Annotated in this window: 1 tRNA gene; it reads left to right on the top strand. The window is 44.7% G+C overall.

Features of this window, described 5'->3' with window-relative positions:
* Positions 1-143 precede the first annotated feature (143 nt).
* Positions 144-216, top strand: a tRNA-Lys gene (locus AN393_RS19940).
* Position 217: the final 1 nt, after the last annotated feature.

Below are 217 nucleotides of genomic sequence, written 5' to 3'. Positions count from 1 at the left end.
ATTAGCTCAGTTGGTAGAGCAGTGGACTTTTAATCCATTGGTCGATGGTTCAAGTCCATCATGACCCACCATTCTTTATTAAGATAAAGAGTGGACAAATCGGCGGATTTACGCAGCTCACTTAAAGGGTAAGCACACAGAGCGGGTCATTAGCTCAGTTGGTAGAGCAGTGGACTTTTAATCCATTGGTCGATGGTTCAAGTCCATCATGACCCAC

The organism is Pseudoalteromonas sp. P1-25 (assembly GCF_001401805.1).
Classification (GTDB): domain Bacteria; phylum Pseudomonadota; class Gammaproteobacteria; order Enterobacterales; family Alteromonadaceae; genus Pseudoalteromonas.
Note: the sequence above shows the minus strand (reverse complement) of the source record. Positions and strands in the feature narration are given on the sequence as shown.